The following is a 26,999-nucleotide window of genomic DNA, read 5'->3' as shown; positions in this document are numbered from 1 at the left end:
TCCTAGGCGCTCTGCAGCCTCCTCTGCCGCAGCAGAGAGGCCAGCGCACCCGCGAACTCAACGGGCTCCACAGGCAACGCCACAGCGCCCTCAGCCCGGCTCCACGTCGCCAGCCACGCGTCCTGCGGCCGCGCGATCAGCAACAGCACCGGGGGGCACTGGAACACCTCGTCCTTGATCTGCCGGCACAGCCCCATGCCGCCGATGGGCACGGCCTCGCCGTCCAGCACGCAGACGTCGACGCCGCCCTTGTCCAGCTCCTTGATCACGGCGGCCGGAGTCGCGCACTCCACGAACTCGACCACGGGCACGTCCGGGGCGGGCCGGCGACCGGTCGCCAGCCGCACCTGCTCGCGGGTGTTGGAGTCGTCGCTGTAGACCAGCACCGTGGCGGTCGGCTGCATGCTTCCTCCGATACGCAGTGAAACAGTCGTAGCCCGTCGCGCCGGATGCTACTCCCTCCCACTGCCCGTCAACACTGGTTCGGACACTGCTTCGACGGGCCGTTCGATGGGCCATACGGGCAGTACAGACAGGGGGAACACACCGAACGGCACCCCCCGGGGTGAGGGCGGGATAAGCGACCGACATAATGTCGGTCGTGGCGACAGCAACGACAGTAGAAACCGGGCACGCGCACCCGTCGGTCAACCGGCCGAACCTCACCAGCGTCGGAACCATCATCTGGTTGAGTTCCGAGCTGATGTTCTTCGCGGCCCTCTTCGCGATGTACTTCACCCTGCGATCGGTGACCGGCCCGGACTTCTGGTCCGAGAAGGCCGACGCGCTGAACTTCCCGTTCTCCGCGACGAACACCACGATCCTGGTGCTCTCCTCCCTCACCTGCCAGCTCGGCGTGTTCGCGGCCGAGCGCGGTGATGTGAAGAAGCTCAGGATGTGGTTCATCGTCACCTTCGTGATGGGTGCGATCTTCATCGGCGGTCAGGTGTTCGAATACACCGAGCTGGTCAAGCACGAGGGCCTCTCGCTCTCGTCGGACCCGTACGGCTCGGTGTTCTACCTGACCACCGGCTTCCACGGACTGCACGTGACGGGCGGCCTCATCGCCTTCCTGCTGGTCCTCGGCCGCACCTACGCGGCCCGGAGGTTCACTCACGAGCAGGCGACCGCCGCCATCGTCGTGTCCTACTACTGGCACTTCGTCGATGTCGTCTGGATCGGCCTCTTCGCCACGATCTACATGATCAAGTAGTCGCGGCACGCACCCGCGCAATACCAGAAGCATCGACGCAGAAGATCCTGACACCGGGGTAATCCGTGAAAAAGCTCTCCGCACGACGACGCCACCCGCTGGCGGCGCTCGTCGTCCTACTCCTCGCGCTGGCATGCACAGGGGGGCTGTACGCCGCGTTCGCACCCGCGGACAAGGCGCAGGCCGATGAAACCGCCCAGTCCCTCGCCATCGAAGAGGGCAAGAAGCTCTACGCCGTCGGCTGTGCCAGCTGCCACGGCACCGGAGGTCAGGGCACCACCGACGGTCCGAGCCTGGTCGGCGTGGGCGCCGCGGCCGTCGACTTCCAGGTGGGCACCGGCCGCATGCCGGCCCAGCAGCCGGGCGCGCAGGTCCCGCGCAAGAAGGTGATCTACTCCCAGGCGGAGATCGACCAGCTGGCGGCCTTCGTCGCCTCGCTCGGTGCCGGCCCGGCCATCCCGTCGGAGGAGAAGTACGGCCCTGAGGGCGCGGACAGCGCCAAGGGCGGCGAACTGTTCCGCACCAACTGCGCGCAGTGCCACAACTTCACCGGCAAGGGCGGCGCGCTGACGCACGGCAAGTACGCGCCCACCCTCGAGGATGTCGACCCCAAGCACATCTACGAGGCCATGCAGACCGGCCCGCAGAACATGCCCTCCTTCCCCGACACCACGCTGTCGGAGCAGAACAAGAAGGACATCATCGCCTACCTGGACGCGGTCAACGGCGACGACACCGTGGACCCCGGCGGCCTCTCGCTGGGCGGCCTGGGGCCGGTCAGTGAAGGCCTCTTCGGCTGGATCTTCGGCCTCGGTGGCTGCATCGCCGTCGCCGTGTGGGTCGCCGCTCGGACCGCAAAGGCCAAGAAGTCATGAGTAGCCAAGACATTCCAGAAGAGAACCTGCCCGCTGAGCAGGGGGGCACGCACGGCGTGCCGAAGCCCGCGGACGACAAGAACCCGTTCGCGGACCCCGGCCTGCCGCCCCACGAGCACCGGATCCAGGACATCGACGAGCGGGCCGCCAAGCGGTCCGAGCGCACGGTCGCCCTGCTGTTCACGGTGTCGATGCTGGCGACCATCGGCTTCATCGCCGCGTTCGTCGCGATCCCGCACGACAAGTCGATCTACGTCTTCCCGCTCGGGCACATCAACGCGATGAACTTCGCGCTGGGCCTGACCCTGGGCGTGGCGCTGTTCACCATCGGCGCGGGCGCCGTCCACTGGGCGCGCACCCTGATGTCCGACGAGGAGGTCGCCGACGAGCGCCACCCGATCGAGGCGTCTCCCGAGGTCCGTGCGAAGGTCCACGCGGACTTCAAGCAGGGCGCCAAGGAGTCGGTGATCGGCCGGCGCAAGCTGATCCGCAACACGATGCTGGGCGCGCTCACCCTGGTGCCGCTCTCCGGTGTCGTCCTGCTGCGCGACCTCGGTCCGCTGCCCGGCACCAAGCTGCGCCACACGCTGTGGTCCAAGGGCAAGCTGCTCGTCAACATGAACACCCACGAGCCGATGCGTCCGTCGGACATCGCGGTCGGTTCGCTCACCTTCGCCATGCCGGAGGGCCTGGACGAGCACGACCACGGCTTCCAGAACGAGATCGCCAAGGCGGCCCTGATGATCATCCGGCTGGAGCCGGAGGCCATCAAGGACAAGCAGGAGCTCGAGTGGTCCCACGAGGGCATCGTGGCGTACTCGAAGATCTGCACCCACGTCGGTTGCCCGATCTCGCTGTACGAGCAGCAGACGCACCACGCTCTGTGCCCCTGCCACCAGTCCACCTTCGACCTCGCCGACGGTGCCCGGGTGATCTTCGGTCCCGCCGGTCACGCCCTGCCGCAGCTGCGCATCGGCGTGAACGACGAGGGCTACCTCGAGGCCCTCAGTGACTTCGCGGAGCCCGTCGGTCCTGCATTCTGGGAGCGCGGATGAGTACTGCAGCCAACGAATCACCCCGCTCTCGCGGGAAGGCCCCGGCCGGCGAACGGGTCGCCGACTGGGCCGACGGCCGGCTCGGGATCTACTCCCTGGCCAAGGCCAACATGCGCAAGATCTTCCCGGACCACTGGTCCTTCATGCTCGGTGAGATCTGCCTCTACAGCTTCATCATCATCATCCTCACGGGTGTGTACCTGACGCTGTTCTTCCACCCGTCGATGAACGAGGTGGAGTACCACGGCTCGTACGTCCCGATGCAGGGACAGCTGATGAGTGAGGCGTACAAGTCGACGCTCGACATCAGCTTCGACGTGCGCGGCGGTCTGCTGATCCGGCAGATCCACCACTGGGCGGCGATCATCTTCCTCGCCGGCATGTTCGTGCACATGATGCGCGTCTTCTTCACCGGCGCGTTCCGCAAGCCGCGTGAGATCAACTGGCTGTTCGGCTTCCTGCTGTTCGTCCTCGGCATGTTCACCGGTTTCACCGGCTACTCGCTCCCGGACGACCTGCTCTCCGGCACCGGTGTGCGCTTCACCCAGGGCGCGATCCTGTCCGTGCCGATCGTCGGCACGTACATCTCGATGTTCCTGTTCGGCGGGGAGTTCCCGGGGACCGACTTCGTCGCCCGGTTCTACTCGATCCACATCCTGCTGCTGCCGGGCATCATGCTCGGTCTCGTGGTCGGCCACCTGATCCTGGTCTTCTACCACAAGCACACGCAGTTCGCGGGTCCGGGCAAGACCAACAAGAACGTCGTCGGCATGCCGCTGCTGCCGGTGTACATGGCGAAGGCGGGAGGCTTCTTCTTCCTGGTCTTCGGTGTCATCGCGGCCATCGCCGGCATCGCCTCGGTCAACCCGATCTGGAACATCGGCCCCTACCGGCCGGACCAGGTGTCCACGGGCGCCCAGCCCGACTGGTACATGGGCTTCGCCGAGGGTCTGGTCCGCGCCATGCCGGGCTGGGAGATCAACTTCTGGGGTCACACACTGGTCCTCGGTGTGTTCGTCCCGCTGGTGATCTTCGGCCTGTTCCTCGCGATCATCGCCCTCTACCCGTTCATCGAGTCGTGGGTGACCGGGGACAAGCGCGAGCACCACATCCTGGACCGGCCGCGCAACGCCCCGACCCGTACGGCCTTCGGCGTCGCCTGGGTCACGGCGTACATGATCATGCTGATCGGTGGTGGCAACGACATCGTCGCCACGCACTTCCACCTGTCGATCAACGCGGTCACCTGGTTCGTGCGCATCGGGTTCTTCGCCGGCCCGGTCGTCGCCTTCGTGATCACCAAGCGGATCTGCCTCGGTCTCCAGCGCCGGGACAAGGAGAAGGTGCTGCACGGCCGCGAGTCCGGCATCATCAAGCGCCTGCCGCACGGTGAGTTCATCGAGGTCCACGAGCCGCTCAGCCAGGAGCAGCTGCACACGCTCACGGCCCACGAGCAGTACAAGCCGGCCGAGATCGGCCCCACGGTCGACGAGAACGGCGTCCAGCGCAAGGTGAAGCGCACGGACAAGCTGCGCGCCAAGCTCAGCAAGTCCTACTACGGCCCGGAGTCGCAGATTCCGAAGCCGACCGTCGAGGAGTACAAGGAGATCACGAGCGGCCACGGCCACCACTGACCCTCCAGCGTCGCCACACCACGGTCGAAGGGCCCCGTCCGTTCCGCGGACGGGGCCCTTCGCCGTGCCCGGGGCTGGATAGGGTGGGAGCACACCTTCTCTGCGTCACGCACACGATTCAGGAGCGGCTCATGAGCGCTTTGACCCCCGCTGGAGGCGACACCGCGGCGGGCCGCTCCTGGCCCGCCCTGCTGAACGGACTGGCGGACGGCCGGGACCTGACCGCCGACGAGACCGCCTGGGCGCTGGACGTGATCATGCGCGGTGAGGCGACCGACGCGCAGATCGCCGGCTTCGCGGTCGGCCTCAGGTTCAAGGGGGAGACCGTCGAGGAGATCTCCGGTCTGGTCCGCACCATGTACGCGCACGCCAACGTGATCGAGGTGCCGGGGCGGACGGTCGACATCGTCGGCACCGGCGGCGACGGCGCGAAGACCGTCAACATCTCCACCATGTCGGCGATCGTGGTGGCCGGCACCGGCGCCAAGGTCGTCAAGCACGGCAACCGGGCCGCCTCCTCGGCGTCGGGGGCCTCCGACGTCCTGGAGAAGCTGGGCGTGAACCTGGAGCTGACGCCGAAACGGGTGGCGGAGGTCGCCGAGGAGGCAGGCATCACCTTCTGCTTCGCCGTGAAGTTCCACCCCGCGCTGCGCCACGTGGCGGCGGCCCGCGGCCAGCTCGGCATCCGCACGGTCTTCAACTTCCTGGGCCCGCTGACCAACCCCGCGGGCGTGAAGTCCCAGGCGATCGGCGTCGCGCACGCCCGGATGGCGCCGATCATCGCCGGTGTCTTCGCCGAACGCGGGCACTCCTCCCTGGTCTTCCGCGGCGACGACGGCCTCGACGAGCTGACCACGACCGCCACCTCACGCGTCTGGGTCGTGCGGGACGGCCGGGTGACCGAGGAGACCTTCGACCCGCGGGACGTCGGCCTCGAACTGGTCCCGGTGGAGGCGCTGCGCGGCGCCGACGCCTCCTACAACGCCGACGTCGCTCGCCGCCTGCTGGCCGGCGAGACCGGTCCCGTGCGAGACGCGGTGCTGCTGAACTCCGCGGCGGCGCTGGTGGCCCTGGAGCCCGGCGACGGCCCGCTCACCGAGCAGATCCGGGCCGGTATGGACCGGGCCGCCGAGTCGATCGACTCGGGCGCCGCCAGGCGGGCCCTGGAGCGCTGGGTGGCGGCGACCCACGCGTAGCCGCCCACCCTTGTGACGTGCGTCCCGCGATCCGGACTCGGGTTGCGGGGCGCCGATCACTTCCCATAAGTTTTCCGACAGGTCATGAGTGACAGTCATGAGGCCCCGGCCGACTGTCCGGCAACCCTCCGTCCGTGGCGGGGTGCCCCGGGTGAAGACCAGGCCGTGGACAGCAAGGTTCACGGCAAGCGCGGACCCCTCGCGAAACCAGGGGTCCTGGGTCGTCCGAGGGAGTCTTCCGTGAACCAGCGAATGCGATAGGGCCGCAGAGCCCCGCCTCCGCATCCCCCTGCTCTTCTCATTCACAGCGTCCTTCTCCGCGCTGGTCCCCACGGGAGTCCTTCCATGTCCGTACCCACCGCTGTCGCCACCCCACTGCCCGTTCTCGGCCGTGATGTCACCGTTCCGCTCGTCACCGGCGGAGAGGTCACCTACGCCGCGCTCGACTACGCCGCCAGCGCGCCCGCGCTGCAGCGGGTCTGGGACGACGTGGCGGCCTACGCCCCCTATTACGGCAGCGTGCACCGCGGGGCCGGTTACCTGTCGCAGCTGTCGACCGACCTGTTCGAGAACGCCCGCAGGACCGTCGCGGAGTTCCTCGGCTGTCGGGACACCGACCAGGTGGTCTTCACCCGGTCCACCACCGACTCCCTCAACCTGCTCGCCGGCGCGCTGCCGGAGGGCTGCCGGGTCTTCGTCTTCGAGACCGAGCACCATGCCTCGCTGCTGCCCTGGAGCGGCGCGGACGTGACCTACCTCGACGCGCCGCGCACCCCCGCGCAGGCCGTCGAGACCCTGGAGCGCGCCCTCGCCGCCCGCGAGCCGTACGGGCCCGCCCTGGTCTGCGTCACCGGCGCCTCCAACGTCACCGGCGAACTGTGGCCGGTGCGGGAACTGGCCGCCGCCGCGCACGCCCACGGCGCCCGGATCGTGCTGGACGCAGCCCAGCTCGCCCCGCACCACCCCGTCTCGGTGGCCGGCCTGGACGTGGACTGGGTCGCCTTCTCCGGGCACAAGCTGTACGCCCCCTTCGGCTCCGGCGTGCTGGCCGGCCGTGCCGACTGGCTGCGCGAGGCCGAGCCGTACCTCGCGGGCGGCGGCGCCAGCCGCAGCGTCTCCCGGCGGGCGGACGGCGGCGTGGACGTCCAGTGGCACGACAGCGCCGCCCGGCACGAGGCCGGCTCGCCCAACGTCATCGGCGCCTACGCGATCGCCTCCGCCTGCAGGGCGCTCACCGAGGCCGGGTTCGACACGCTGGTCGCCCGCGAGGAGTACCTGATCGGGAAGGTGCGGGAGGGGCTCGCCGGGGTGCCCGAGGTGCGGGTCCTCTCCCTCTTCGGTGACGACGCCCCCCGCGTCGGCGTGCTCTCCTTCGTCGTCGACGGCTGGAACAGCTCCCACTTCGCCGCCGCGCTCTCCGCCGAGTACGGCATCGGCGTGCGCGACGGCCTCTTCTGCGCCCACCCGCTGGTGCGCACCCTGCTCGGCAGCGACCCCGAGACGCAGGGCGAGTGCGGGGCCCCCGAGGCGGCGCCCGGCGAGAAGTCCCTCAACGCCATCCGCGTCAGCTTCGGCGCCGGCACCCCGGACGAGCACGTCGAACGGTTCGTGGACGCCGTCAAGGAGCTGGTGCGCGACGGCGCCCGCTGGAACTACCGCACCGAGGACGGCCGTTGCGTGCCCGACACGTCCGCCGCGGACACCGCCGCCGGGACCTCCGCGGTCTGAGCCCGGCCCGGCAGCCGCGAGCCGAGCAGGACCATCCGCAGCGCCCGCTCGGTGGCGTCCGTGAGCAGCTCGGCCGCGCGCACCAGGGCGTCCGCCAACGCCATCGGCGCCGGCATGATGCCGTGGAAGGCGTCCACCCCGGGCACCTCGTGCGCGCCCTCGCCCAGCGTGCCGGCCAGCGCCAGGACGGGACGGCCGTGCAGCTTGGCACGCCGGGCCACCTCGGCCGGGACCTTGCCGCGCGGCGTCTGGTGGTCCAGGGCGCCCTCGGCGGTGAGCACGAGGTCGGCGCGGGCCAGACGGGCGTCCAGGTCGAGGTGGTCGAGGAGGACGTCGAAGCGGGGCAGCAACCGGGCCCCCACGGCGGCCAGACCCGCGCCCAGCCCGCCGGAGGCACCGGTGCCGGGGCCCGTGCGCAGGTCGGCGCCGAACACCCCCAGGTCCCGGGTGAGGACGCGCGCCCAGTTCTCCAGCCCGGACGACAACTCCTCGACCTGCGCGGGCGTCGCCCCCTTCTGCGGGCCGAACACCCGGGCCACGCCCCGCCGGCCGCACAGCACGTTGAAGGGGTTGCAGGCGACCAGCAGCTCGGTGTCCTTCAGCCGGGGGTCCAGGCCGGACGGGTCGATCCGGGCAAGGCGGACCAGCTCCCGACCGCCGCGGGGGAGTTCGAAGCCGTCCGCGTCCAGCAGCCGCGCCCCGAGCGCCTGGAGCGCGCCCGCGCCTCCGTCGGACGTGCCCGAGTCGCCGCAGCCGACCAGGACGCGCCGCACGCCGGTGTCGAGCGCGGCGCGGATCAGCTCGCCGACGCCGTACGTGGTGGTGGCGCCCGGATCGCGCAGGGCGCGAGGGACCAGCGACAGGCCCGCGACGGCCGCCATCTCCACCACCGCCGTGTCCCGGCCGCCGAGCAGCGCGAAATGGGTGCCGACGGGCTCGCCGACCGGGCCGGTGGCGGCCAGCGCGACCAGCCGCCCGCCGGTCGCGGCGGCCAGCGCGCAGGCGGTCCCCTCACCGCCGTCGACGAGCGGGATGCGGTCGATCTCGGCGTCCGGCAGCACCCGGCGGACGCCCGCCGCGATGGCGTCGGCGGCGGCCTGGGCGGACAGGGACTCCTTGAAGCCGCTGGGGGCCACGGCGACCCGGTTGAGCAGGGAGGGAATCGAGGACGTGGAAGACATGTCGGGCTCCTTCAACGAGTCACGGGTACGCCGAGCAGCGGCCAGACGGCGGCGGCGAAGAACAGCACGAGCGCGGCGGTCAGCGGGGCCAGGACGGCGGACAGCCGCAGCAGGTCGCGCGGGGTGTAGGTGGGGGTGCCGGGGATGTCGGAGAAGAGCGTGACGGGCTTGGCGGAGGCCGGGAGCGTGTGGCAGAAGCCGGCCGCGGCGGTGGAGGCGAGCGCGGCGGCGACCGGGTTGACGCCCGCGCCCAGGGCCGCGGCGATCACCAGTGGTACCAGGACCGAGGAGCGGGCCGAGCGGGACTGGAGGACCAGGTGGGCCGCCGTGCTCACCGCGACCACGACCCCGAGGAAGACGGCCGGGGCAACGTCCGCGGGCAGCCCGGACACCAGCCACTTCGCGGCGCCGGAGTCGGCGAGCGCCACACCCATCGCCATGGTCGCCGCCATGAACAGCAGCAGCGACCACGGCACGGTCTTCAGCGCGTCCTTGAGGCGTACGGTGCCCAGCGCGGGGGAGGAGGCGACGACGGCGCCGATCAGCGCCACCACCGCGGGCGGCACATGGTGCAGGGGCTCGCTGCACCACAGCGCCACCACCGTGGCCAGCAGCAGGGCGCAGCGCTTCTCCTCCTGCGTCCAGGGACCGGTGACCGGGTCCTCGGCGTGCCGCTGTATCTCCTCGGCCGTGATGTGCACCGGGCCCTTGCGGTCCGCCCGCCGAGTGGTCGTCAGCAGCACGGCCTCGGCGGCCAGATGGGAGGAGGCCACCGCCAGCGGCAGCCCGAGCAGCAGCCACTGGGTGAAGCCGATCCGGTCACCGGTCGCCTCCCACAGCACCGACACGGTGATCAGGTGCGCGCCCGCGCCGATCAGGGTCGCCACCGCCGACAGCAGGATCACCGTCGGGAACAGCAGCGCCAGCATCACCACCAGCCGCCTGCGGTCCGCGAGGGCCTTGGCGAGGGCGAGGAACACCGGCAGCGCGAGCGCCGCCCGCCCCGACGTGGCCGGCACCGCGAACGCGGTGACGACCAGCGCGGCCGTCGTCAGGTGCACCAACTGCCGTACGCTGCGCGCCCCGCCGACCAGGAAGGCCGCCGCCCGCCCGGCGAGCCCGGTCCGGGCCACCGCCGCCGCCAGCACGAAGGCGCAGATCAGCAGCCACACCGTGTCGTCGCCGAGGGTGCCGAAGAGGGTGTCGCTGCTGATCACACCGGTCGCGGTCAGCGCGAGCCCGGCGCCCAGCGCGATGTACGTGTCGTCGATCGGGGTGCCGATCCAGGCGCAGGTGGCCAGCGCGAACACGGCGAGGGTGAGGCGCGCGTCGCCGCCGAGGGCGGGGAAGTTGCCGGGTACCGCCAGCAGCGCGCACAGGGACAGCGCCACGCAGAGGGCCGCCGCGAGGCGGAGGTTCAACGTCACGTCATCGAGGATTCACGGGGGCGGTGAGTCATCGATGAGCGTCACATGAAGGAAACTTCACCAGGCCGGCAGCCGGTACCCCATCCCGCGCACGGTCTCGACCTGCTGGGCCCCGAGCTTCTTGCGCAGCGCCCGCACGTACACGTCCACGATGTTCGAACCGGGGTCGAAGTCGTAGCCCCACACGTGCGACAGGATCTGCTCGCGGGACAATACCTGGCCCGGATGGCGCAGGAACAGTTCCAGCAGCACGAACTCACGGGCCGTCAGGTCGACGGTCCGCTCCCCGGCGCGGGCCCGGCGGGTGCGCAGATCCAGGCTGAGCGCCCCCGACTTCAGCACCGTCACCTCGGGCGCCCTGGCCGCCGTACGCAGCCTGAGCCGCACCCGGGCGAGCAGCTCCTCGAAGCGGAACGGTTTGGTCATCCAGTCGTCGGCGCCGCCCTCCAGGCCGGCCACCGTGTCCCGTACGGAGTCCCGGGCGGTCAGCACGATCACCGGGGTCGTCACCCGGGACTCGCGCAGCTCCCGCAGGACCGTGAAACCGTCCCGGCCGGGCAGTCCGATGTCCAGGACGACCAGGTCGAAGCCGCCGGTGAGGGCGTACTCGTAGGCGGCGTCGCCGTCGGCGACGGCGGTGGTGGTGAAGCCGTTGGCGCGCAGGCCCTTCTCGACGAAGGAGGCGATGCGCTCCTCGTCCTCGACGATGAGGATGCGGTTCATGGACGTGCCTCTTCCGGAATCAGTCCAGTGTGAGTACGAAGGTGGCGCCGCCGCCCTCGGTGGTGCGCAGGCCGACCCGGCCGCCGTGGCCCTCGGCGATCGCCTTCACGATCGACAGCCCGAGCCCTGCGCCGGTCCCGCGCACCCCGCGCCGGGCCGTGCCGCGCCGGAAGCGCTCGAAGATGACCTCGGCGTCCTGCGCCTGCACCCCGGGACCCGAGTCGGCGACGTACAGCTCGACGCGCGCACCGTCGGCGCGGGAGCCGATGCGGATGGTCTGGCCGGTGGTGGTGTGCTGCACGGCGTTCTGCGCGAGCTGCACCATGGCCTGCGTGATGCGCTGGGGGTCGAGGCGTGCCTCGCGGTCGGCGACCTGGTCCAGCACCCAGTCCCGGTCGCCGAGGGTGCGGGCCTTGACGTAGACGTCGGCGGTGAGTTCGGCGAGCTGCACGGGCTCGGGGGTGACGAAGTCGGGGCGTTCGGTCTTGGCGAGCAGCAGCAGGTCCTCGACGATGCGGCTCATCCGGTCCAGCTCGTCGGTGACCAGGCGGACGGTCTCCTCCCGTTCCGCCGGGTCGTCGCCCATCAGTTCCAGGTGGCCGCGCACGATGGTGATCGGGGTGCGCAGCTCGTGGCCGGCGTCGTCGACGAACCGGCGCTGGGCGGCGAAGGCGCGCTCCAACCGGTCGAGCATGGCGTTGAACGTCTCGGCGAGCGCGGCCACGTCGTCGTGGCCGTGCACCGGGATGCGCCGGGTCAGGTCCTGCTCGGTGAGCTGCGCGGCGGTGGTGCGCACCAGCCGCACCGGCTTGAGGATGCGGCCCGCGACCACCCAGGCGATGCCCGTAGTCATCAGCAGGGCGACGCCCGAGATGGCGAGCAGCACGCGGAACACCTCGTCGGCGCGCTCCTGTTCCCGTCCCGGGTGGAAGGCGACCACGAACGCCGCCGCCGGTTCGCCGCCGTACCGGGCGACGGTGACCTTGGCCCAGCGGACCTCGCCCTCGGGCCGGTGCAGGGTGCCGGTGGAGTCGGGTGAGGCGTAGATGGCGCGCAGGGCGTCACCGTCCTTGTGCAGGGGCAGGGCGACCGGGATCTCGCGCTGCTGGAAGAACTTGGCCGGCCGGTCGCCCGCCTTGCCCACCAGCCCGATCAGTTCTTCGTCCAGGTCGGCGTACTGCCGCTGCAGGAAGACCTTCAGCAGCCGCTCCGGGTCGGTGAACGGCAGGCCGGTCTCCGGGTCGAAGCCCTGCTCCTCGAAGTTGGCGAACTCCCCGGCCTCCTGCGCGAGCAGCCCGTTGATCCGCTGGTCGGTGTCGTGCAGCAGGATCGAGCGGGTGGTCGTGGCCACCGAGGCGAGGGCGACCGCCATCACGAGCAGCAGCCACAGCAGGATGCGGACGCGGGCCGAGATCCGGCGGCGCTCACGGTCAGCCGTCGTCGCCGGGTCCGTCGTCGCCTGATCCGTCGGCGCCCGAGTCGTCCCCGGTTCCCTGGCCTCGGTCGTCGTCATCGTCGTCATCCGCGGGGCTGTCGGTCACCGGCGGCCGGGTCACCACCTGGTCACTGGGCGTCGGCTCGGGCGAGGAGGAGGTGGGCGTCGGGGCGGGGGAGCCGCTCTCCAGCTCCACCTTGGCCGGGACCTTCGGTTCCTGCGGACTGTCGGTGAGGGCGAAGCTCGTCGCGGCGATGCCGAGCGGGATCAGGACGACGGCCGCGAGGGCCGCCATCCGGCGTGAGAAGACCATGCCTTCGATACTGCGCCCCCTACCGGGCACTCACGATGAGCCCGGGATGAAGAACTCTTCATCCTGGACTCGGCACCTCAGTTGTCCAGCCCGATGGCGAACGCCGCCTCCAGGTCGTGCTGCGAGTACGTCCGGAACGCCACGTGGGTGTCCGTGCCCTCCACGCCCGGGATCTTGCTGATCCGGCCGGGGATGACCTCGGCCAGGTCCTCGTGCTGATTCACCCGCACCATCGCGATCAGGTCGTAGGTGCCGGTGACGGAGAAGACCTCGCTGACGTTCTCCAGCGCGGCGATCTGCTCCGCGATCTCGGGGATGCGGTCCACGCTGGTCTTGATGAGGACGATCGCGCTGATCACGGCTGGTTCTCTCCCTCGGGCGCCGCCACTGGAACGCTCTCAACTGTAGTCGTACGCCCGAACCGCGCCCACGCGAAGACGAAGCCCAGCCCGAAGCCCACCAGGTGGGCGAGGTACGCCACCCCCGGCCCGTCGCCCGCCCGGCCCGCCGCCGTCCACTGCAGCCACACCCAGAACGGCAGCACGATCCAGGCCGGGAAGCGCAGCGGCAGGAAGAACAGGAAGGGCAGCAGGCTGGTCACCCGGGCCCGCGGGAACAGGAAGAGGAACGCGCCGAGGACCGCGGAGATCGCCCCGGAGGCGCCGACCAGGGACTGCTGGGAGTGGGCGTTGGCGCCCGCGTAGCCGAGCAGCGCCAGATAGCCGCAGCCGAGGTAGAACAGGGCGAACTGGAGCCGGCCCATCCGTTCCTCGGTCAGCGCGCCGAAGACGTACAGGAAGAGCATGTTGCCCAGCAGGTGCACCCAGCTGCCGTGGACGAACAGCGCCGTGGCGGGGGTGAGCGCGGAGCCGGGGGAGTCCTCGAACAGTTCTGCGGGGATCACGCCCCAGCGCCGGAAGTAGGCGCGCTGCGCGGCGAGCAGTTCCTCGCCGGTGCCGTACACCGGGTTCAGGCCCGCCGCCGGGCTGACCAGGAACAGCAGGCAGCACATGGTGATCAGCGTGTACGTCACGGGCGCGGCCCGGCCCCGGGTGGTGCGGGCCGTGCCGGGCGCCCTGACCGCGGAGACCGTTCTGCGGACCGCCGTGCTCCAGTTGCGGATCATGAACACAGAGCATGACGTAACGGGACGCGACCGCCCAGGTCGCCTCGCCGCCGTGGACACGCGGGCGTCGGGTACCCGCCAGGCCGTAGGGTTACGAGCCACACGCACCGGGGCGGAGCCCGGCGCGTCACCGACACTGGAAGAGAGTGGACAGCCACGATGACGGTTCCCCTGCCGACCGAGACGACGCGGTGGCGCTGCACCCTGTGCGGCAACCTCACCCGCTTCGACGTCACCCGGGCCTCCAAGGTCGTCGAGTACGTGCACCTCGATCTGGCCGGTGAGCCGAAGGTCGAGGAGCGCGAGGTGCTCAGTGAGACCATCGAGTCGGTGCGGTGCCGCTGGTGCAACGCCGTGGACCAGGTGGAACTCGTGGACAGGCCGGGTGCCGACTCCTGATCACGGGAGCGGCTCCCGCATGAGGTGATCCCGCACGGGATCACGCACAGGCATTGGGGTGACGGATGGCGGAGACACAGGGCGGGGGGCCGGGCGACGGCGCCGCCGAGGTGCTCGACCGCCCGCTGCCCGACGGCGTGCGCCGCAGGGTCGTGCAGATCGTCTCCGACGGCTTCGGCGGACTCACCCTCGGCGAACTGCCCCCACAGCTGAGACAGTACGCCCGGTTCGCCCCCAACCGCAGGGCCAAGTTCGCCGGCAACGCCATGGCCGCCGCCGTCGAGACCGACGCCCTGTTCCGCCAGCGCATCGGTGAGAAGTTCCGCGAGGCCCAGCCGGAGCTGGCCGGTGCCCTGGACTCCGGCTCGCCGCCCCCGGCCGCCGACCCGCTCGACGTGGCGGCGGCGGCCTACGTGCTGCGGCCGCACGGCTGGGTGAAGCTGGTGACCGCCGCCGGTGAGGAGGCGCAGCGCGCGGACGCCGAGCGCGCCGACGAGGAGAGCCGCGCGGAGCTGGAGCGGCTGCACGAGGAGCTGGCGCGGGCCCGCGAGCACACCAGGGCCGAGACCGAGCGGCTGCGCGCCGAGCTGGACGCGGCCAAGCGGGAGACCGAGTCGCTCCACCGCAAGCTGCGCTCCGCCCTCAGTGACGTGAAGCGCGGTGAGGCGGCGCTGCGCAAGGTCCAGGCCGAGATCGACGCCGTGCGCGCCGAGGGGCACACCCAGGTGTCCGCCGCCGAGAGCGAGACCCGGCGGCTCAAGGCCCGGCTCGGCGAGGCGGAGGCCGCGCTGGAGGCCACCCGCAGGGCGGCCCGCGAGGGGCGCAGCGTCGAGGACATGCGCGTACGGCTGCTCCTGGACACCCTGCTGGACGCCACCCAGGGGCTGCGCCGCGAGCTGGCCCTGCCGCCGGTGTCCGTGCGGCCCGCCGAGACGGTGGACGCCGTCGAGCCGGGGCGGATGACGCCGAAGGACATCGCCAACCGCGCCCTGTCCGAGCACGACCCCGCCATCCTCGACCAGCTGCTCGCGCTGCCGCAGGCGCACCTCGTCGTCGACGGCTACAACGTCACCAAGACCGGCTATCCGCAGATGCCGCTGGAGAAGCAGCGGCTGCGCCTGCTCGGCCAGCTCTCCCAACTCGCCGCCCAGACCGGGGCGGAGACCACCTGCGTCTTCGACGGGGCCGAACTGGCGGCGCCGGTGCTGCTCGCGCCGCCGCGCGGGGTGCGGGTGCTGTTCTCCAAGCCCGGCGTCACCGCCGACGAGCTGATCCGCCAGCTGGTGCGGGCCGAACCCCCGGGCCGGCCGGTGATCGTGGTCTCCACCGACCGCGAGGTGGCCGACGGGGTCGCGCGCGCCGGCGCACGCCCGGTGGCGTCCGTGGTGCTCCTCAAGCGGCTTTCCTAGCCCCTGCTCCACTTTCGTGCCAACCGTAACGTCGGAGTTGTATGCCCGTATTGACGGAACCGTCACGCAACGTAGCGTCAACATGATGTCACAGCAGGTGAGTTGTGGCAAAGAATGCGGTGAGTGACGGGGTTTTTCGGGTGCAGGATTTGAACTGATCACGAGTGGGTCACTAGGGTCAGCCATCGAACCCTCGAACGGGTGATCCCTCTCAAGAAGGAGCTCGTCTCCGTGGCGTCCCACCGTCGTCCCAAGCAGCCGAGCCGCACGCGCGTGACCGTGCTCACCACCGCTGCCGCCGCCGCTGTCGCTCTCAGCTCCCAGGCCGCCAACGCCGCCCCGAGCGAGAAGCCGAGCAAGGACGAGGTCAAGGCCAAGGTCGACAAGCTCTACCAGGAGGCGGAGCAGGCCACCGAGAAGTACAACGGGGCCAAGGAGAAGCAGGAGAAGCTCCAGAAGGAGATCTCCACCCTCCAGGACAACGTCGCCCGCGGCCAGGAGGAGCTCAACGAGCTGCGCGACGGCCTCGGTTCGATGGCCAGCTCCCAGTACCGCTCCGGCGGGATAGACCCGTCCCTCCAGCTGTTCCTGTCCGCCGACCCGGACGACTACCTGGACAAGGCCTCCACCCTCGACCAGCTCAGCGGTCAGCAGGTGGAGACGCTGAAGAAGGTCCAGGAGAAGCAGCGCGACCTCGCCCAGCAGCGCGCCGAGGCGTCCGAGAAGCTCAAGGACCTCTCCGCCACCCGCACCGAGCTGGGCAAGAAGAAGAAGGAAGTCCAGGGCAAGCTCTCCTCCGCGCAGAAGCTGCTCAACTCGCTCACCGCGCAGGAGAAGGCCGCCCTCCAGGCCGAGGAGCAGCGCGCCACGCGCAGCAGCGAGCGCCAGGTCCTCACCGGCACCTCCACGCCCGCCTCCGGCCGGGCCGCCGCCGCCTTCGCCGCCGCCCAGAGCAAGCTGGGCACGCCCTACGTCTACGGCGCCACCGGACCGTCCTCCTTCGACTGCTCGGGCCTGACCTCCTGGGCCTACGCCCAGGCGGGCGTCGGCATCCCGCGCACCTCCGAGGCGCAGACCGGCGCGGGCACCCGCATCTCCTCGATGAGCGACCTCCAGGTCGGCGACCTGGTCTTCTTCTTCAACGACCTGCACCACGTCGGCCTCTACGCCGGCAACGGCCAGGTGCTGCACGCCCCGCGGACCGGAACGGTCGTCCGCTACGAGTCGATGGGAACCATCGGCGGCCCGTTCATGTTCGGCGTGCGGGTCTGACCGAAGCTCCGCACCTTCCCCCAGCCGCCCTCGCCGTGCCGCCCGTTCGGGCGAATCACGGGATCGCGTTCTGAACCCCGCCCCGCCGGTGACCTGCGTCAGCGGCGGGGTTCGGCGTCGCGCGCCCTTGACGGTCGTTGGTCGGCGCCCCGCCACGGGGTTACTGTCTGCCGCGTTTCCCTGTCCGCCAGCGGAAGGAGTGCGGCTTCCCGTGGGGTCCCATCGCCGCCTTGCACCATCCGGGTTCGACCGCGGCGCCACCGCCGCCGTCGGCCTGTTCTCCGTCGCCGCCGCGCTCCTGGGCGCCGTACCGGCCACGGCCGCCCCGCAGGACGAGCGTCGGGCGGAGGTGGACCGGCTCTACACCGAGGCGGAGCAGGCGACCGAGGCCTACAACAAGGCCGACGCGCGCACCGAGGCGCTGCGCGAGGAGGTCAGCACGGCGCAGGACGCCATCGCCCGCCAGCAGGGGCGGATCAACACCATGCGGGACGCGCTGGGTTCGCTGGCCGGCGCCCAGTACCGCTCCGGCGGCATCGACCCGTCGCTGGCGCTGCTGCTCTCCGCGGACCCGGACGACTACCTGGACAAGGCCTCCGTGCTCGACCGGGTGACCACGCACCAGGCGGGCCGGCTGAAGGAGCTCCAGGAGGCCATGCGCGACCTCGCCCAGGACCGCGCGGAGACCGCCGCCAAGCTCGCCGAACTGGAGAAGGGCCGCAAAGCCGTGGCCGCCCACAAGAAGACGGTGGAGAAGAAGCTCGCCGAGGCCCGCGAGCTGCTCAACTCACTCCCCGACGAGGAGCGCGCCGCCCACGACCGCGGCTCCCGCTCCGGCCGCACCGACCTGACCATCCCCGGCGGCGCCGCCCCCGCCTCCGGCCGCGCGGCAGCCGCCGTCGCCGCCGCCCGCTCCGCCCTCGGCAAGCCGTACGTCTGGGGCGCCAACGGTCCCGGCGGCTTCGACTGCTCCGGACTGACCCAGTGGTCGTACGCCCAGGCGGGCGTCGGCCTGCCGCGCACCTCGCAGGCCCAGTCGGGCGCCGGACAGCGCGTCTCCCTCTCCGAGGCCCGCCCCGGCGACCTCGTCGCCTACCGGGACGACGCCAGCCACATCGGCATGTACGTCGGCAACGGCCAGGTCATCCACGCGCCCTACCCCGGCGCACCCGTCCGGTACGACCCGGTGGGCATGATGCCGGTGTCGTCGGTGACGCGGGTCTGATCCGGCCGGGCAGGGGAAGCCGGCCGTCGGTGCGCGCTCCGGCGTTCGGCGCGGGCGCGTGGCGCCGGTCCCGTCGGTGACCCGCCTCCGCGTCGGCCGCGTACGGTACCCGGTCGGCGGGGGCGGCCCTTCCGGTTCTCCCGCCCGCTGACTCCCGCGGCCCGGCGCCCGTACGATCGGGAAGGTGGCTGGTCGTAGGCGGGTGTCGGGTTCCTCGGTGGTGGTGCTGTGCCTCCTGCTCGTGTCCCTCGTGGCCTGCGGCGGCCGGACCACCGCCGACCCGGTCCGCACCGAGGTGCAGCGGGTGCTGGACCGGCGGGCCGCCGCCGTCCTCGGCCACGACCGGCCCGCGTACGCCCGCACCGGCGCCGCGGACTCCTTCGACAACCTCGCCGCGGTGCCGCTCACCGCGTGGTCGTACCGCGTCACCGACGTGGACCGCACCGGCGACACGGCCACCGCGGACGTCGAGCTGAACTACCGGCTCGACGGCTACGACCGGGGCCCCGTCACCGCCCGGCGCACCGTGCGCCTGGACCGGAGCGGCGAGGACGGCCGGTGGTCCGTCGAGTCCGACCGGCCCGCGGAGAAGTCCGGCCAGCAGCCGTGGGACCAGGGGGCCGTCCGGGTCGTGCGGGGCACCCACAGCCTCGTGCTCGGCGTGGGCCAGTCCACCGAGGCGCTGCGCGGCTTCGCGGACCTGGCCGACCGGGCGGTGCCGGCCGTGTCGGACGCCTGGGACGGCGACTGGGCCCGGCGGGTCGTCGTACTCGTCCCCGAGTCGCTGGAGGCGATGGCGGGCCTGCTCGGCTCACCGGCCTCCTCCTACCGGGGCATCGCCGCGGTCACCACCGGCGAGACCGGCGGCCGGGAGCACGCCCCCGCCGACCGGATCATCGTCAACCCCGACGCGTACGGGCTCCTCGGCACCCTCGGCAAGCAGGTCGTCCTCACCCACGAGACCACCCACGTCGCCACCCGCGCCGACACCACCGCCGCCACCCCGCTGTGGCTCTCCGAGGGCTACGCCGACTGGGCCGGCTACCGCGACAGCGGCCGCACCCCCGCCCAGGCGGCCCCCGAACTGGCCCGCGCGGTGTCCGAGGGCCGGATGCCCGCGGACCTGCCGACCGACGAGGACTTCGGCTTCACCGCCGACGCCGACCGGCTGGCCCGCGCCTACGAGGGCGGCTGGCTGGCCTGCCTGATGATCGCCGACCAGTGGGGCGAGGACCGGCTGGACGCCTTCTACCGCGCCGTCGGCGCGCACGACCGGCGGGCGGGCGCCGTGGAGGACGCGATGAACGAGGTGCTAGGCACAGCGCCCGAGGAGTTCACGGCGCGGTGGCGGGAGTATCTGCGGACGGAACTCGGCTGAGCCGGCCCTTCTGCTCGGCCCGCCCGCGCGACACCGTGTCGCGCCACAGGACGCGGGCCGCGACGAGCGCGGCGGCCACCAGCAGGCCGTTGCGGACGAACAGCAGCCCGACGCCGAGCGGATCGCTCGCCACGACCTCCGCGAAGTACAGCGGGAACTCCAGCACCGTCACCAGGCTCGCCACCAGCACCAGGACGACCGGCAGGCGCATCCGGCTCGCCCGGAAGCACAGGCAGACCGCCGCCAGGCCGATCAGCCACACCATGTACTGCGGGCTTATCACCCGGCTGGTGACCGTGAACATCAGCACCGCCACGAACGCCGCGTCCGCCGCCGTGTGCGCCGCGAACCGCGAGGCCGCCAGCCGCCACAGCAGCAGCCAGCCGAACGCCAGTGCGGTCAGCGCCAGCGCCACCTTGCTCACCGCGCCCACGTACGGGCCCAGGAACTCGACCGAGCCGTAGTTCAGCAGCACCTCGCCGTCCCAGCCGAACTGCCGGGCCACATGGAAGACCAGCGCGCCCAGCGACTCCACCTCGGTGCCCCGGTCACGCTGGAACGTGACGAACGCGAACGCCCCCGGCATCGACACGGCGAACACCACCGCCAGCCCCGCCGCGCTCAGCGCCGCGGCGGCCCAGCGCGCACGCCCGCGCATCCCGAGCAGCACCAGCGCCGGCCACACCTTCAGCATCGCCCCCAGCCCCACCAGGACACCCGCCGCCCGCGGATGCCGGCCCGCGGCCAGCAGCGCCGCCACCGCGACGGCCGTCACCATCACGTCGTAGCGGGCGTACACCGTCGGACCGAGCAGCGGTACGCCCACCACCCACACCCACGCCCCGCGCGGCGAACGCCCGGACCCACGGCCCGCGTGCCGCAGCAGGGCCAGCACGGCCAGGTCGGTGAAGCAGGCCAGGACGAAGAAGGCCGTCGCGTACTCCAGGAAGGGCAGCAGCGCGGGGGAGAGGATCGCGAGGGCCGCGACGGGCGGGTACTGCCAGGTGACGTCGTCCAGAGGAAACGTTCCGGTACGCAGGGTCTCGTACCAGTTCCGGTAGATGACGGACACGTCGCTGGTGACGTCCGGACCCGGGAAGACCCACACCTTCAGCACGAACAGCAGCAGCACCAGCCGCGTGGCACCCCAGGCCGTGAGCAGCAGCCACACCGCGGACCGCCTCGTATCCGTCGTCTCCACGTGCTCCCTGCCCGGTCCCCGGTCCTCCGTGTGCCCTGCCGTGCGGCCATGATGGCCCGGACACCTGTGCGGATGCCACAGTACGCGGGCGGGCCCAGGCCCGCCCGGCGGGTTCGGTAGGGTCGGCGGCGTGCGCAAGACCTTGATCGTGACGAACGACTTCCCGCCCCGGCCGGGCGGCATCCAGGCCTTCCTGCACAACATGGCGCTACGGCTGGACCCCGAGCGGCTCGTCGTCTACGCCTCCACCTGGAAGCGCAGCCGCGAGGGCGTCGAGGCCACCGCCGCCTTCGACGCCGAGCAGCCCTTCACCGTCGTACGCGACCGCACGACGATGCTGCTGCCGACGCCGGGCGCGACCCGTACGGCCGTCCGGCTGCTGCGCGAGCACGGGTGCACGTCGGTGTGGTTCGGTGCGGCGGCGCCCCTCGGCCTGATGGCCCCGGCACTGCGCAAGGCGGGCGCCGAACGCCTCGTCGCCACCACCCACGGCCACGAGGCGGGCTGGGCCCAGCTGCCCGCCGCCCGGCAACTGCTGCGCCGGATCGGCGAGTCCACGGACACGATCACCTACCTCGGCGAGTACACGCGCTCCCGGATCGCGGGCGCCCTCACGCCCGAGGCGGCCGCACGGATGGTGCAGCTGCCGCCCGGCGTGGACGAGAAGACCTTCCACCCCGCCAGCGGCGGCGACGAGGTGCGGGCCCGGCTGGGCCTGACCGACCGCCCGGTCGTCGTCTGCGTCTCGCGACTGGTCCCCCGCAAGGGCCAGGACACCCTGATCCGGTCGATGCCCCGCCTCCTCGCCGCCGAGCCGGACGCCGTCCTGCTGATCGTCGGCGGCGGCCCCTACGAGAAGGACCTGCGCCGCCTCGCCGAGGACACCGGCGTCGCCGCCTCCGTCCACTTCACCGGCGCCGTCCCCTGGTCGGAACTGCCCGCTCACTACGGCGCCGGGGACGTCTTCGCCATGCCCTGCCGCACCCGCCGGAACGGACTCGACGTGGAGGGCCTGGGCATCGTCTACCTGGAGGCCTCCGCGACCGGCCTGCCCGTCGTCGCCGGCGACTCGGGCGGCGCCCCCGACGCCGTCCTCGACGGCGAGACCGGGTGGGTGGTGCGGGGCGGCGACCCCGGCCAGGCCGCCGACCGCATCGTCACGCTCCTGGGCGACCCGGAGCTGCGCCGCAGGATGGGCGAGAGGGGCCGCGCCTGGGTGGAGGAAAAGTGGCGCTGGGACCTGCTGGCAGAGCATCTGAAGGCGTTGCTGTAGCAAGCGGTGTCTGGAGGCAAGGGCGCCGATATGCCGTTGAGGGGCGCGGAGGACTGCGCGAGGAACCAAACGACGAACCCGCACCCGCCCGCGGCGACCAGGGGGCACCCCGGAAGGCGCCCCTACTTCTACTTCGCGTAGATCGCCTCGATCTCGTCCGCGTAGTCCTTGGCCACAACACTCCGCTTGAGCTTCAGCGACGGCGTCAGATGCCCGGAGTCCTCCGTGAACTGCGCCCCCAGCACCCGGAACTTCCGCACCGACTCCGCCTTGGACACCGCCGAGTTCCCGTCGTCGATCGCGTCCTGGATCGCCGCGAGCAGATCCGCGTCCTCCCGCAGCGACACCGCGGTCGAGCCGGCCGGCTTCCCGTGGTCCGCGCACCAGCGGCCGAGGAACTCCTCGTCGATGGTGACCAGCGCGCCCACGAACGGCCGCCCGTCGCCGACGACCATGCACTCCGCGACCAGCGCGTGCGCGCGGATGCGGTCCTCGATCACGGCCGGGGCGACGTTCTTGCCGCCCGCGGTCACGATGATCTCCTTCTTGCGGCCGGTGATCCGCAGGTAGCCGTCCTCGTCGAGGGTGCCGATGTCGCCGGTGTGGAACCAGCCGTCCGCCAGCGCCTCGGCGGTCGCGCCCGGGTTGTTCCAGTACTCCTTGAACAGGTGCTCGCCGTGCAGCAGCACCTCCCCGTCGTCCGCGATGCGCACCACGGAGCCCGGCAGCGGCTGCCCGACCGTGCCGATCTTCTGCCGGTCCCAGGGGTTGAAGGCGGTGGCCGCGCAGGACTCGGTCAGACCGTAGCCCTCCAGCACCGTGAAGCCGATGCCGCGGAAGAAGTGGCCGAGCCGCTCGCCGAGCGGGGCGCCGCCGGAGATGGCGTACTCGCCGCGCCCGCCGAGGACCGTGCGGAGCTTGCCGTAGACCAGCTTGTCGAAGACCTTGTGCTTGATCTTCAGGCCGAGGGACGGGCCGGACGGCGTGTCCAGCGCCTTGCTGTACGCGATCGCCGTGTCCGCGGCCTTGTCGAAGATCTTGCCCTTGCCGTCGGCCTGCGCCTTGGCGCGCGCCGAGTTGTAGACCTTCTCGAAGACGCGCGGCACACCGAGGATCAGCGTCGGCCGGAAGGCGGCCAGTTCGTCGGTGAGGTTCTTGATGTCCGGGACGCAGCCCAGCTTGATCGGCGCGATCATCGGCGCGACCTGCACGAGACGGCCGAAGACGTGGGCGAGCGGGAGGAAGAGGAGGACCGAGCACTCACCGGTGCGGAAGAGCGGACGCAGCCGCTCCACCACGTTCCCGCACTCGGCGAAGAAGCTGCGGTGGGTGAGCACGCAGCCCTTGGGGCGGCCGGTGGTGCCGGAGGTGTAGACGATGGTCGCCGGGTCGTCGGCCTTGGCGATCGAACCGCGCTCCTCGACGGCCTGGTCCGTCACGTCCTGACCCAGGCGCCCCAGCTCCTCCACGGCACCGGCGTCGATCTGCCAGACGTGCTTGAGGGCGGGCAGCCGCTCGCGAACCGACTCGACGGAGGCGGCGTGCCCGGCGGACTCCACGACGCACGCGGTGGCGCCGGAGTCACTGAGGATCCACTGAACCTGCTCGGGCGAGCTGGTCTCGTACACCGGCACGGTGATCGCGCCCGCGCTCCAGATCGCGAAGTCCAGTAGCGTCCACTCGTAGCGCGTACGGGACATCAGCCCGACCCGGTCGCCCGGCTGCACGCCGGACGCGATGAGGCCCTTGGCGGCGGACTGAACCTCGGCGAGGAACTCCCGTGCGGTCACGTCCTGCCAGGCGCCGCCCACCTTGCGGGCGATGACGGCGACATCCGGGTGCTGCGCGGCGTTTCGGCGGACGATGTCGGTCAGGTTTCCGTCCGAAGGGACCTCGTACAAAGCCGGAAGGCTGAACTCGCGCAAGACTGCTGCTCCTCATAGGGCGCCGGCGCCACGACACTGTGTGATGCGACGGTGCGGTCCAAGGCTCGGGCAAGCGCTCGGGACAACTCATGCGGAATTCACATGTTGAAATCCAGAGCACGACTGGACTGCCCGGACGTTACCCGCCGGTATGGCCTCTCCGACAGGGGGTCCCCGCGAGATGTTCGCTGCGTCACACGGAAGGGGTTTCCTTCGCGCACAGTAGTCGACACACCGACCGACCAGCCAGTAACCGCAGGTCCGACCGCCACTGTTCACAAGAGGCACGCGCTGCTTACGCTTGATCGTCATGGCACCCACACCGCCCGGTAACACCAGGACGCGCGTCCACGTGGTCAGCGACGTCCATGGCAACGCCCGCGACCTGGCCAGGGCCGGCGACGGCGCCGACGCCCTGATCTGCCTCGGCGACCTCGTCCTCTTCCTCGACTACGCCGACCACTCGCGCGGCATCTTCCCCGACCTCTTCGGCGTCGCGAACGCCGACCGCATCGTCGAGCTGCGCACCGCCCGCCGCTTCGCCGAGGCACGGGAGTTCGGGGCGCGGCTGTGGGCCGGCGTCGGCGGGGACCGGGCGGCGCTGATCGAGGCGGCGGTGCGCCGGCAGTACGCCGAGATGTTCGCCGCGTTCCCCACGCCGACGTACGCCACCTACGGCAACGTCGACATGCCGGACCTGTGGCCCGAGTACGCCGGGCCCGGCACCACCGTGCTCGACGGGGGACGGGTGGAGATCGGCGGCCGGGTCTTCGGCTTCGTCGGCGGCGGACTGCGCACCCCGATGCGGACGCCGTACGAGATCAGCGACGAGGAGTACGCCGCCAAGATAGAGGCCGTGGGCGAGGTGGACGTGCTGTGCACGCACATCCCGCCGGAGGTGCCGGAGCTGGTCTACGACACGGTCGCGCGGCGCTTCGAGAGGGGCAGCCGCGCGCTGCTGGAGGCGATCCGCCGCACCCGGCCCCGGTACGCCCTCTTCGGCCACGTGCACCAGCCGCTGGTGCGGCGCATGCGCATCGGGGCGACCGAGTGCGTGAACGTGGGGCACTTCGCTTCGACGGGGAGGCCGTGGGCGCTGGCGTGGTGAGGGTGCGTGACCAGCGGTGCGCGGGCAGGTGGTGACAACCGCGCCGTCCGTGCGCGATAGCCTTCACGCGGCACACACGTGCGCGCCACGGGCGCACGGACGACCTCAGTAGCGGCCCGCATCCGACAGGAGCCACGGCGATGGCGGAACACACCAGCTCGAGCATCACCATCGAGGCGGCACCGGCCGACGTCATGTCGGTGATCGCCGACTTCGCCCGCTACCCGGACTGGACCGGCGAGGTGAAGGAGGCCGAGGTGCTGGCCTCCGACGCGCAGGGCCGTGCCGAGCAGGTCCGGCTCGTCATGGACGCCGGGGCGATCAAGGACGACCAGACCCTCGCCTACACCTGGACCGGTGAGCACGAGGTCTCCTGGACCCTGGTCAAGTCCCAGATGCTGCGCTCCCTCGACGGCTCCTACCTGCTCAAGCCGGCGGGCACGGGCACGGAGGTCACCTACCGCCTGACGGTCGACGTCAAGATCCCGATGCTCGGAATGATCAAGCGCAAGGCGGAGAAGGTCATCATCGACCGGGCGCTGGCGGGGCTGAAGAAGCGAGTGGAGTCGAAGTAGCCGAGCCGCGGGCAGTCGTGCCTCCCCCAGTGCCTGAACCGCCTGGGAGGTACCCCGCAGCGCCGGGCCGCGCACCCACCCGGCCCGCGCTCCCGCCGCCGGTCAACGAGCCCGACCGGCGCAGCCCCCAGGTACCGTTCACCCCCATGCGCACCATCCTGATCACCGGCCCCGGCGGCAGTGGCCGTACCACCGTCGCCGCGGCCACCGCGCTCGCCGCCGCCCGCCAGGGCACCCGCACGCTCCTGCTCGGCGCCGACCGCGACGACACCCTGGGCGCCGCGCTCGGGGTGCGCACCGGCCCGGAACCGGTCACCGTCGAACCCGGCCTCACCGTCCGCCGACCCGACCCGGCCCAGGGCTTCCGCGACGGCCTCGCCGCCCTCCAGGACCGCGCCGCCTCCGCCCTCGACCTGCTCGGCGCCTCCCGCCTCGACCCCGAAGAGCTGACCCCCCTGCCCGGCGCCGACGAACTCGCCCTGCTGCGCGCCCTGCGTGACGCCGCCCTGGCCGAGGCCCACGACCTCCTCGTCGTCGACCTCCCGCCCGCGCCCCGCGCCCTCGCCCTGCTCGCCCTCCCCGAGGAACTGCGCCGCTACCTGCGCCGTCTGCTCCCGCCCGAGCGGCAGGCCGCCCGCGCCCTGCGCCCCGTCCTCGGCCGGCTGGCCGGCGTGCCCATGCCCGCCGAGGCGCTGTACGAGGCCGCCGCCCGCTGGGACCTGGAACTCGCCGCCGCCGAGGCCGTCGTCGCCGACCGCAACACCGTCGTGCGGCTGGTCGCCGAGCCCGGCCCCGCCGGTGCCGACGCCCTGCGCACCGCCACGCTGGGCCTCGCCCTGCGCGGCCTGCGCACCGACCTGCTCGTCGCCAACCGGGCCCTGCCCGAGGAGGAGGTGCCGGCCGGCAGCTGGCTCGCCGGCCCCCTCGCCCAGCAGCGCAAGACACTGGCGGAGTGGCAGGGCGCGTACGACGTCCGCGCCGTCGCCCATCTGGGACGCGACCCGCGCGGCACGGACGACCTCGCCGCGCTCGACGCCCCCGCCGTCAACGAGGACGCCTCCCCGGTCGAGTGGCCCGTCACCGACCGGCTGGCCGACGACGGCGTCCTCGTCTGGCACATCCCGCTGCCCGGCGCCGTACGCGACGAGCTCGACCTGGTCCGGCGCGGCGACGAACTGGTCGTCACCGCCGGACCGTTCCGCCGGATCGTCCCGCTGCCGTCGGCACTGCGCCGCTGCGGCGTCGACGGGGCCGCCCTGCGGGAGGGCGCCCTCGCCGTCCGGTTCGCGCCGGACCCGCGGCTGTGGCCGCAGGGACGCTGATCCGCC

General features: G+C 71.9%; 25 protein-coding genes and 1 riboswitch. Of the genes, 15 read left to right on the top strand and 10 right to left on the bottom strand.

Translation table 11 applies throughout. The annotated features are described in order from the left end of the window. Positions 1 to 2: 2 nt before the first annotated feature. Positions 3 to 404 (bottom strand): hypothetical protein, encoded by a 402-nt coding sequence (locus ACFW47_RS00980; RefSeq protein WP_386282838.1) that lies wholly within the window; start codon positions 402 to 404, stop codon positions 3 to 5. A gap of 188 nt (positions 405 to 592) precedes the next feature. On the opposite strand from ACFW47_RS00980, the gene ACFW47_RS00975 reads away from it, so the two are divergent. The 6 genes from ACFW47_RS00975 (at position 593) to ACFW47_RS00950 (ending at position 7,701) form a co-directional block, all read left to right on the top strand. Continuing rightward, entirely contained in the window at positions 593 to 1,213 is a 621-nt protein-coding gene (locus tag ACFW47_RS00975; protein WP_029393865.1) for a heme-copper oxidase subunit III, read from the top strand. Positions 1,214 to 1,278: 65 nt separating this feature from the next. After that, entirely contained in the window at positions 1,279 to 2,088 is an 810-nt protein-coding gene (locus tag ACFW47_RS00970) for a c-type cytochrome (RefSeq protein WP_386304240.1), read from the top strand. Continuing rightward, complete coding sequence (locus ACFW47_RS00965) at positions 2,085 to 3,143, top strand: Rieske 2Fe-2S domain-containing protein (RefSeq protein ID WP_386282834.1); 1,059 nt, start codon at positions 2,085 to 2,087, stop codon at positions 3,141 to 3,143. The genes ACFW47_RS00970 and ACFW47_RS00965 overlap by 4 nt, the downstream gene beginning before the upstream one ends. After that, positions 3,140 to 4,777, top strand: coding sequence for a cytochrome bc complex cytochrome b subunit (locus tag ACFW47_RS00960; RefSeq protein ID WP_386282832.1), 1,638 nt, complete (start codon positions 3,140 to 3,142; stop codon positions 4,775 to 4,777). The genes ACFW47_RS00965 and ACFW47_RS00960 overlap by 4 nt, the downstream gene beginning before the upstream one ends. Before the next feature lie 131 nt (positions 4,778 to 4,908). Further along, a complete protein-coding gene (gene trpD, locus ACFW47_RS00955; protein WP_386304238.1) occupies positions 4,909 to 5,973 on the top strand; it encodes an anthranilate phosphoribosyltransferase in 1,065 nt (354 codons plus the stop codon). 80 nt (positions 5,974 to 6,053) lie between these two features. Next, positions 6,054 to 6,170, top strand: a riboswitch (SAM riboswitch). Between the two features lie 148 nt (positions 6,171 to 6,318). Next, complete coding sequence (locus ACFW47_RS00950; RefSeq protein ID WP_386282827.1) at positions 6,319 to 7,701, top strand: aminotransferase class V-fold PLP-dependent enzyme; 1,383 nt, start codon at positions 6,319 to 6,321, stop codon at positions 7,699 to 7,701. Here ACFW47_RS00950 and ACFW47_RS00945 read toward each other — a convergent pair. The 7 genes from ACFW47_RS00945 to ACFW47_RS00915 all read right to left on the bottom strand — a co-directional run bounded on the left by ACFW47_RS00945 (position 7,626) and on the right by ACFW47_RS00915 (position 13,906). Further along, on the bottom strand, positions 7,626 to 8,855 hold the full coding sequence (locus ACFW47_RS00945; protein ID WP_386304810.1) for a glycerate kinase: 1,230 nt from the start codon (positions 8,853 to 8,855) through the stop codon (positions 7,626 to 7,628). The two genes, ACFW47_RS00950 and ACFW47_RS00945, sit on opposite strands and share 76 nt — an antisense overlap. Positions 8,856 to 8,893: 38 nt before the next feature. Continuing rightward, positions 8,894 to 10,309: an SLC13 family permease gene (locus ACFW47_RS00940; protein ID WP_386282824.1), complete on the bottom strand. Its 1,416-nt coding sequence runs from the start codon at positions 10,307 to 10,309 to the stop codon at positions 8,894 to 8,896. Between the two features lie 57 nt (positions 10,310 to 10,366). Continuing rightward, entirely contained in the window at positions 10,367 to 11,032 is a 666-nt protein-coding gene (locus tag ACFW47_RS00935) for a response regulator transcription factor (protein ID WP_100044203.1), read from the bottom strand. Between the two features lie 19 nt (positions 11,033 to 11,051). Then, entirely contained in the window at positions 11,052 to 12,545 is a 1,494-nt protein-coding gene (locus ACFW47_RS00930; RefSeq protein ID WP_386304236.1) for an ATP-binding protein, read from the bottom strand. Continuing rightward, the gene (locus tag ACFW47_RS00925; RefSeq protein WP_386282818.1) at positions 12,463 to 12,780 is read right to left on the bottom strand and encodes a small secreted hydrophilic protein; all 318 of its coding nucleotides are present in this window, start codon (positions 12,778 to 12,780) and stop codon (positions 12,463 to 12,465) included. The genes ACFW47_RS00930 and ACFW47_RS00925 overlap by 83 nt, the downstream gene beginning before the upstream one ends. A 77-nt stretch (positions 12,781 to 12,857) precedes the next feature. After that, positions 12,858 to 13,139 carry an Lrp/AsnC family transcriptional regulator gene (locus tag ACFW47_RS00920; protein ID WP_272585426.1) on the bottom strand — a complete coding sequence of 94 codons (282 nt, stop codon included), beginning with the start codon at positions 13,137 to 13,139 and terminating at the stop codon, positions 12,858 to 12,860. Next, on the bottom strand, positions 13,136 to 13,906 hold the full coding sequence (locus ACFW47_RS00915) for a rhomboid family intramembrane serine protease (protein ID WP_386282816.1): 771 nt from the start codon (positions 13,904 to 13,906) through the stop codon (positions 13,136 to 13,138). The genes ACFW47_RS00920 and ACFW47_RS00915 overlap by 4 nt, the downstream gene beginning before the upstream one ends. A gap of 159 nt (positions 13,907 to 14,065) precedes the next feature. Between ACFW47_RS00915 and ACFW47_RS00910 the strand changes: the two genes are divergently transcribed. The 5 genes from ACFW47_RS00910 to ACFW47_RS00890 all read left to right on the top strand — a co-directional run bounded on the left by ACFW47_RS00910 (position 14,066) and on the right by ACFW47_RS00890 (position 19,589). Further along, positions 14,066 to 14,305 carry a hypothetical protein gene (locus ACFW47_RS00910; protein ID WP_019327945.1) on the top strand — a complete coding sequence of 80 codons (240 nt, stop codon included), beginning with the start codon at positions 14,066 to 14,068 and terminating at the stop codon, positions 14,303 to 14,305. A 65-nt stretch (positions 14,306 to 14,370) separates the two neighbouring features. Further along, the gene (locus ACFW47_RS00905; protein ID WP_386282811.1) at positions 14,371 to 15,714 is read left to right on the top strand and encodes an NYN domain-containing protein; all 1,344 of its coding nucleotides are present in this window, start codon (positions 14,371 to 14,373) and stop codon (positions 15,712 to 15,714) included. Between the two features lie 231 nt (positions 15,715 to 15,945). Continuing rightward, positions 15,946 to 16,986: an NlpC/P60 family protein gene (locus ACFW47_RS00900; RefSeq protein ID WP_386282959.1), complete on the top strand. Its 1,041-nt coding sequence runs from the start codon at positions 15,946 to 15,948 to the stop codon at positions 16,984 to 16,986. Between the two features lie 211 nt (positions 16,987 to 17,197). After that, a complete protein-coding gene (locus ACFW47_RS00895) occupies positions 17,198 to 18,211 on the top strand; it encodes an NlpC/P60 family protein (protein WP_386304234.1) in 1,014 nt (337 codons plus the stop codon). Between the two features lie 184 nt (positions 18,212 to 18,395). After that, on the top strand, positions 18,396 to 19,589 hold the full coding sequence (locus tag ACFW47_RS00890) for a hypothetical protein (protein ID WP_386282807.1): 1,194 nt from the start codon (positions 18,396 to 18,398) through the stop codon (positions 19,587 to 19,589). On the opposite strand, the gene ACFW47_RS00885 is transcribed toward ACFW47_RS00890, so the two are convergent. Continuing rightward, entirely contained in the window at positions 19,546 to 20,790 is a 1,245-nt protein-coding gene (locus tag ACFW47_RS00885) for a glycosyltransferase 87 family protein (RefSeq protein WP_386304231.1), read from the bottom strand. The two genes, ACFW47_RS00890 and ACFW47_RS00885, sit on opposite strands and share 44 nt — an antisense overlap. A gap of 130 nt (positions 20,791 to 20,920) precedes the next feature. On the opposite strand from ACFW47_RS00885, the gene ACFW47_RS00880 reads away from it, so the two are divergent. Further along, positions 20,921 to 22,063 carry a glycosyltransferase family 4 protein gene (locus ACFW47_RS00880; protein ID WP_386304230.1) on the top strand — a complete coding sequence of 381 codons (1,143 nt, stop codon included), beginning with the start codon at positions 20,921 to 20,923 and terminating at the stop codon, positions 22,061 to 22,063. A gap of 128 nt (positions 22,064 to 22,191) precedes the next feature. Here ACFW47_RS00880 and ACFW47_RS00875 read toward each other — a convergent pair whose 3' ends face one another. Then, complete coding sequence (locus ACFW47_RS00875; RefSeq protein WP_386282801.1) at positions 22,192 to 23,988, bottom strand: AMP-dependent synthetase/ligase; 1,797 nt, start codon at positions 23,986 to 23,988, stop codon at positions 22,192 to 22,194. Between the two features lie 352 nt (positions 23,989 to 24,340). Here ACFW47_RS00875 and ACFW47_RS00870 point away from each other — a divergent pair, with 352 nt between their 5' ends. The 3 genes from ACFW47_RS00870 (at position 24,341) to ACFW47_RS00860 (ending at position 26,993) form a co-directional block, all read left to right on the top strand. Further along, a complete protein-coding gene (locus ACFW47_RS00870; RefSeq protein ID WP_386304808.1) occupies positions 24,341 to 25,096 on the top strand; it encodes a metallophosphoesterase in 756 nt (251 codons plus the stop codon). A 140-nt stretch (positions 25,097 to 25,236) separates the two neighbouring features. Continuing rightward, positions 25,237 to 25,671, top strand: a complete 435-nt coding sequence (locus ACFW47_RS00865; protein ID WP_386282799.1) for an SRPBCC family protein — start codon at positions 25,237 to 25,239, stop codon at positions 25,669 to 25,671. Between the two features lie 146 nt (positions 25,672 to 25,817). Next, positions 25,818 to 26,993, top strand: a complete 1,176-nt coding sequence (locus ACFW47_RS00860; RefSeq protein ID WP_386282796.1) for an ArsA family ATPase — start codon at positions 25,818 to 25,820, stop codon at positions 26,991 to 26,993. Positions 26,994 to 26,999 lie beyond the last annotated feature (6 nt).

Source organism: Streptomyces sp. NPDC058796, from assembly GCF_042745235.1.
GTDB lineage: Bacteria > Actinomycetota > Actinomycetes > Streptomycetales > Streptomycetaceae > Streptomyces.
Note: the sequence above shows the minus strand (reverse complement) of the source record. Positions and strands in the feature narration are given on the sequence as shown.

Bases quoted from the DNA above. Each gene is read 5' to 3' on its own strand.
- ACFW47_RS00960 (WP_386282832.1), top strand. From the start codon at position 3,140: ATGAGTACTGCAGCCAACGAATCACCCCGCTCTCGCGGGAAGGCCCCG.
- trpD (WP_386304238.1), top strand. From the start codon at position 4,909: ATGAGCGCTTTGACCCCCGCTGGAGGCGACACCGCGGCGGGCCGCTCC.
- ACFW47_RS00865 (WP_386282799.1), top strand. From the start codon at position 25,237: ATGGCGGAACACACCAGCTCGAGCATCACCATCGAGGCGGCACCGGCC.
- ACFW47_RS00950 (WP_386282827.1), top strand. From the start codon at position 6,319: ATGTCCGTACCCACCGCTGTCGCCACCCCACTGCCCGTTCTCGGCCGT.
- ACFW47_RS00975 (WP_029393865.1), top strand. From the start codon at position 593: ATGTCGGTCGTGGCGACAGCAACGACAGTAGAAACCGGGCACGCGCAC.
- ACFW47_RS00965 (WP_386282834.1), top strand. From the start codon at position 2,085: ATGAGTAGCCAAGACATTCCAGAAGAGAACCTGCCCGCTGAGCAGGGG.
- ACFW47_RS00910 (WP_019327945.1), top strand. From the start codon at position 14,066: ATGACGGTTCCCCTGCCGACCGAGACGACGCGGTGGCGCTGCACCCTG.
- ACFW47_RS00905 (WP_386282811.1), top strand. From the start codon at position 14,371: ATGGCGGAGACACAGGGCGGGGGGCCGGGCGACGGCGCCGCCGAGGTG.
- ACFW47_RS00925 (WP_386282818.1), bottom strand. From the start codon at position 12,780: ATGGTCTTCTCACGCCGGATGGCGGCCCTCGCGGCCGTCGTCCTGATC.
- ACFW47_RS00930 (WP_386304236.1), bottom strand. From the start codon at position 12,545: ATGACGACGACCGAGGCCAGGGAACCGGGGACGACTCGGGCGCCGACG.
- ACFW47_RS00935 (WP_100044203.1), bottom strand. From the start codon at position 11,032: ATGAACCGCATCCTCATCGTCGAGGACGAGGAGCGCATCGCCTCCTTC.
- ACFW47_RS00915 (WP_386282816.1), bottom strand. From the start codon at position 13,906: ATGATCCGCAACTGGAGCACGGCGGTCCGCAGAACGGTCTCCGCGGTC.
- ACFW47_RS00860 (WP_386282796.1), top strand. From the start codon at position 25,818: ATGCGCACCATCCTGATCACCGGCCCCGGCGGCAGTGGCCGTACCACC.
- ACFW47_RS00980 (WP_386282838.1), bottom strand. From the start codon at position 404: ATGCAGCCGACCGCCACGGTGCTGGTCTACAGCGACGACTCCAACACC.